The organism is Streptomyces aurantiacus (assembly GCF_001418335.1).
Classification (GTDB): Bacteria; Actinomycetota; Actinomycetes; order Streptomycetales; family Streptomycetaceae; genus Streptomyces; species Streptomyces aurantiacus.
The window spans coordinates 1-5070 of record NZ_LIPP01000242.1 but is presented as its reverse complement, the minus strand read 5'-3'; the positions used below and the strand labels follow the sequence as shown (position 1 = coordinate 5070).

4 protein-coding genes are annotated in these 5070 nt (G+C 72.1%); 2 read left to right on the top strand and 2 right to left on the bottom strand.

The features are described 5' to 3' along the window. Positions 1-246: 246 nt before the first annotated feature. Positions 247-1554: a glycosyltransferase family 4 protein gene (locus AOK01_RS28790; protein ID WP_055516774.1), complete on the bottom strand. Its 1308-nt coding sequence runs from the start codon at positions 1552-1554 to the stop codon at positions 247-249. 177 nt (positions 1555-1731) lie between these two features. Between AOK01_RS28790 and AOK01_RS28785 the strand changes: the two genes are divergently transcribed. After that, complete coding sequence (locus AOK01_RS28785; protein ID WP_055516772.1) at positions 1732-2439, top strand: response regulator transcription factor; 708 nt, start codon at positions 1732-1734, stop codon at positions 2437-2439. After that, complete coding sequence (locus tag AOK01_RS28780; protein ID WP_079103838.1) at positions 2440-3912, top strand: sensor histidine kinase; 1473 nt, start codon at positions 2440-2442, stop codon at positions 3910-3912. Between the two features lie 81 nt (positions 3913-3993). Here AOK01_RS28780 and ppk2 read toward each other — a convergent pair whose 3' ends face one another. Next, positions 3994-4887, bottom strand: coding sequence for a polyphosphate kinase 2 (gene ppk2, locus AOK01_RS28775; protein WP_055516770.1), 894 nt, complete (start codon positions 4885-4887; stop codon positions 3994-3996). Positions 4888-5070: the final 183 nt, after the last annotated feature.

Genomic DNA, 5070 nt, shown 5'->3' with positions numbered 1-5070 from the left:
CACCGGGCACAGACCCAAGTACGTCCAGTACGCGGGCCTGTGCCCGCACGCACCGAACGCCGCTCCTTCACCCACGGAGATCCATCAGAAGGGCCCTAGGCGCGCAGTTCCCCGCGCCCCTGAGGGGCGCGGCCCGGCCGCCGGGTTGCGGGTCACTGGGGTTTCCCAGGAAGCTGGGTCCGGGCGCAGCACCCTCAGGGGCGCGGGGAACTGCGCGACCAGCCCCCACCGGCCCGCAGCCAAATATCACGGCAAGCCCCGCAGGGGCCTGGTGGCCCGTGAGCGTCCGGGGAGTGTCCGGAGTTTGCGGGCCCGCCGGCGGGCCCAGCCGGCCGCGCGGACCCGGCCCCGGGCCCACGCGCGGCGGCCCCGGGTCGACGCCAGCTCCGCGAACAGGCTCTCGTACCGGTCCACGATCGGTTCGGCGTCGTAGCGGTGGGAGCTCGCCAGCGCCGCCTCACCCATCGCCCGCCGCAGCGGCTCGTCCGTGATCAGGTCGAGCATCGCCTCGGCCAGCGAGCGTGCGTCGCCCACGGGGACCAGCCGGCCGTCGACGCCCTCGGTGATGATCTCGGCGGGGCCCAGCGGGCAGTCCGTGCTGATCACCGGCACCCCGCAACGCATCGCCTCGACCAGCGTCATCCCGAACGACTCCGCGTCCGACGCCGACACCACCAGCGCCGCTTTGGCGAACTCCGCCTCCATCGGCGTACGCGGGCCCATGAGCCGTATGTGTCCCGAAAGGCCCAGGCCGTCCACGAGGTCCTGGAGGTGGTCGCGCTGGGGGCCACCGCCGTAGATCCGCAGTTGCCAGTCGGGCTCCTTCGAGGCGACCGCCGAGAAGGCCTCTATCAGCAGGTCGAAGCGTTTGCCGGGGACCAGCCGGCCCGCCGCGGCCACCACCTTCGTCGTCTCGTCGCGGGTGATGCCCTCGGGCGCCGGCACGATGTTCGGCACCGCCGCGACCCGGACCCCCGGCAGCGTCATCCGCTGCCGGTACACCTCCGCGTCCGCCTCCGTCGTCGTCACCACCGCGTCCAGCCGGCGGTAGTGGCGGGCCAGCACGCCCCGCAGCCGTTTGGTGTGCGCGTCGTGCCGCAGATGCTCCTGGGCGATGCGCAGGGCACGGCGCGGCGCGAAGAGGGACACGTAGACGTTGATACCGGGCCGGGTGCCGATCACCACGTCGGCGGTGCTGTGCGTGAGATAGTCGCGGGCCCGCAGATCGGTGAGCCGGGTGTACTGCCCGTACCGCCTGTCGGAGGTGGGGAAGTCCGTGGCCGGCAGCGCGTAGTCGGGGTGCGCGAGATCCTCGCTGCCGTCCCGCTCGTCCACCAGCGGCACCACCGTGATCCGTGGGTCGATGGTGAAGCGGGGCTCGTCCCGGTGCCGCCGCATCGACACGATCTCCACGTCGTGCCGTTCGGCGAGTGCCGAGGCGAGGTTGAGGGTCGTGCGGACGGTGCCCCCTATGGCGTACGCGTTGTGCAGCAGGAAGACGACCTTCGAGCGGCCCACGCGGCTTCCGCTGCTCGTGCGACCCGTGCGCCTCATTCGTTTCGTCATGCGGTCCGTGCCCTCCCCGTCGCGGCGTTCGCCCCCGGCACAGGGGACACAGTGGCTGGGCGAGGTAAGCCACCGGTCCCGGCAGGGTGAGAGCCGGGTAAGAGGACCGGCCGTACCCCCTCTTCATCAGGTAGTACGTAGAGAAGGGCTTGGCAGACTGGTCCCGTGCCCCACAATCTGCTGCTCGCCGAGGACGACCGTGCGATCCGCCATGCCCTGGAGCGGGCCCTGACCCTGGAGGGGTACGAGGTCACCGCGGTCGCCGACGGTGTCCAGGCGCTCGCGCAGGCCCACCGCACCCCGCCCGACGTGCTCGTTCTCGATGTGATGATGCCCGGCATCGACGGCCTCCAGGTCTGTCGCGTGCTGCGCGCCGAGGGCGACCGCACGCCCATCCTGATGCTCACCGCGCTCGTCGAGACCGCGGACCGCATCGCGGGGCTGGACGCCGGCGCCGACGACTACGTGGTCAAGCCCTTCGACGTCGAGGAGGTCTTCGCCCGGCTCCGGGCCCTGCTCCGCCGTACGGGCGCTTCCGACGACGTACCCAGCGAACCGCGGCGCATGCCCGGTGGCCAGGTCACCGCCGCGGGACTGCGCATCGACCCGCAGGCCCGCCGGGTCTGGCGCGGGCCGCGGGAGATCGAGCTCACCCGCACCGAGTTCGACCTGCTGGAGCTGCTCGCCCGCAACGCAGGCATCGTCCTGGACCACACCACCATCTACGACCGCATCTGGGGCTACGACTTCGGGCCCGGCTCCAAGAACCTCGCCGTGTACGTCGGTTACCTGCGGCGCAAGCTCGACGAGCCGGGTGTGCCCTCGCCGATCCACACCGTGCGGGGCGTGGGGTACGTGCTGAGGGAGGACTGAGTGCGGCCCCGACGCGAACAGTTCGGGCGGTTCGGGCGGTTCGAACGGCTCGGGCGGTGGGTGGCCCGGGCCAGGCTGTCCTCGCTGCGGACCACCTTCACGGTCTCGTTCGCGGCCGTGGCGGCGGCCGTCACCGTACTCGTCGGCTTCCTGTCGTACGACGCCGCCGCCCGGCTCGTACGCGTGGACCAGCAGACGGTGTTCGAGGGCGTCGTGCAGGACCTGCTCGACGAGGTGCGCCGCGGCCCGTTGTCGCCCGCGGACTTCGCCGGAGCCGCCGCCGACGGCGGCCCGCGCGCCGAACTCGTCCGGCCGAGCGGCACGGTCGTGCAGGTCCTGGGGCCGGACGGGGCTGTCGTCGACCGGGGCCGACCACCGCTGCCCGTGGACGCCGACGACCGTCCGCTCGCGGCGGGCCAGGTCGCCGGGCGGCTGGTGGAGCACCGGGACGTCGACGTCGGCGACAGCGACGACGTCTACCGCGTCGCGACCGTCTCGCTCGGCGGCGGACGGGGCGCCGTACAGGTGGCGCAGGAGTTCAGCGGCACGGAGGACCTGCTGCGCGACCTCCAGCAGCGGACCGTGCTGCTGGTGGCCGCCGTGGTGATCGCCGCGGGGCTCTTCGGGTGGTGGCTGGCCCGGCGCATCACCTCGCGCCTGGTGCGGCTCGCCGGAGCCGCCGAGGACGTGGCGCGCACCGGGCGCCTCGGCATCCAGGTGCCGGTCGCCGGGTACGACGAGGTGGCCCGGCTGGGCCGTTCCTTCGACCGCATGCTGGGCCGGCTCGCCCAGTCCGAGGACGACCAGCGGCGCCTCGTCCAGGACGCGGGACACGAGCTGCGTACGCCGCTGACCTCGCTGCGTACGAACATCTCGATGCTCCGCCGGATGGACGAGCTGCCGCCCGCGGCCCGCGAAGAACTGGTCGCCGACCTCGCCCAGGAGTCCCGCGAACTCACCGACCTGGTCAACGAGTTGGTCGAGCTGGCGGCCGGGCAGTCCGACACCGAGCCGCCGCGGCGGGTGAGTGTCGGCGACCTCGCGGACGACGTGGCGGTGGCGGCACGCCGGCGTACCGGGCGGGCCGTCACGGTACGGGTGTCCGGCGACACGGTGGTCGACGGGCGGCCCGCGGCGTTGCAGAGGGCGGTGTCCAACCTGGTGGAGAACGCGGCGAAGTTCGACCGGGGCGGAAGCGAGCCGATCGAACTCGTCGTGACACGCGCACGCGCCGGGGACACCGTCCGCATCGAGGTCCTGGACCGCGGGCCCGGCATCGCCCAGGAGGACCTCGACCGGGTCTTCGACCGCTTCTACCGCGCGGCGGACGCCCGGAGCCTGCCCGGTTCGGGGCTCGGCCTCTCGATCGTCCGCGAGGTGGCCGCCGCCCACGGGGGAGAACCGTTCGCCGGGCGCCGGGAGGGCGGCGGTTCGGTGACCGGGTTCACGGTCACCGCGACCGGCGGGGAGTGAGGGCGGACATGTGGAGCACGTGGAGCACGTGGAGCACGTGGAGCCGACGCCGGTGGCCGCCGGTGCCGGTGCCGATGCCGGTCACCAGCCCTCCCGCAGGTCGTCGTCCTCGCCCTCCTCCAGCAGGGTCGCCGCCTCGCCCACGACCCTCGGGTCCGGCTCCCCGACCACCTCGTGGTCCTTGTCCGTGTAGTCGAAGCGGGCCAGCACACTGCGCATGGCCTCGACGCGGGCCCGCTTCTTGTCGTTGCTCTTCACAACGGTCCACGGGGCCTGCTCGGTGTCCGTCTCGCGGAACATGGCGACCTTCGCGGCGGTGTAGTCGTCCCAGAGGTCCAGCGAGGCGAGGTCCATCGGGCTGAGCTTCCACTGCCGTACGGGATCGACCTGGCGGATGGTGAAACGGGTGCGCTGCTCGCCCTGCGACACCGAGAACCAGAACTTCACCAGGTCCACGCCGTCGTCGACGAGCATCCGCTCGAAGGCGGGCGCCTGCCGCATGAAGCGCCGGTACTCGTCGTCCGAGCAGAAGCCCATGACCCGTTCGACGCCTGCCCTGTTGTACCAGGAGCGGTCGAAGAGCACGATCTCTCCGGCGGTCGGCAGGTGCTCCACATAGCGCTGGAAGTACCACTGCCCGCGCTCGCGTTCGGTCGGCCTCTCCAGGGCCACCACCCGGGCGCCGCGCGGGTTGAGGTGCTCGGTGAAGCGTTTGATCGTGCCGCCCTTGCCGGCCGCGTCCCGCCCCTCGAAGACGACGACGAGCCGGCGCCCCGACTCCTTGATCCAGCTCTGCAGCTTCAGCAGCTCGATCTGCTGCAGCCGCTTGTGCAGGTCGTACTCCGCGCGCTCCATGCGCTCGGCGTACGGGTAGTTCTCGCGCCAGGTGTCGACCGGGCTGCCGTCGGGGCGGATCAGCACCGGGTCGTCGTGGTCGCTGTAGTCGACGCTCATGCCAGTCGTCAGTTCGGTCATGTCTCTCCTCAAGGAGTGTCAAAGGAGTGTCAGGGGAACCGCGGCACGATCAAATGAAATCAAGCGGAGGCATACGGGCGGCGACGTGCAGGCAAAGTATCCGCGAGGCGACGGCAATGCCGGCGGCAGCGACGGTGGCCGTGGAGAGCGCGGGAGTGTGGGGGAGTGTGGGGGCTGTCTCTA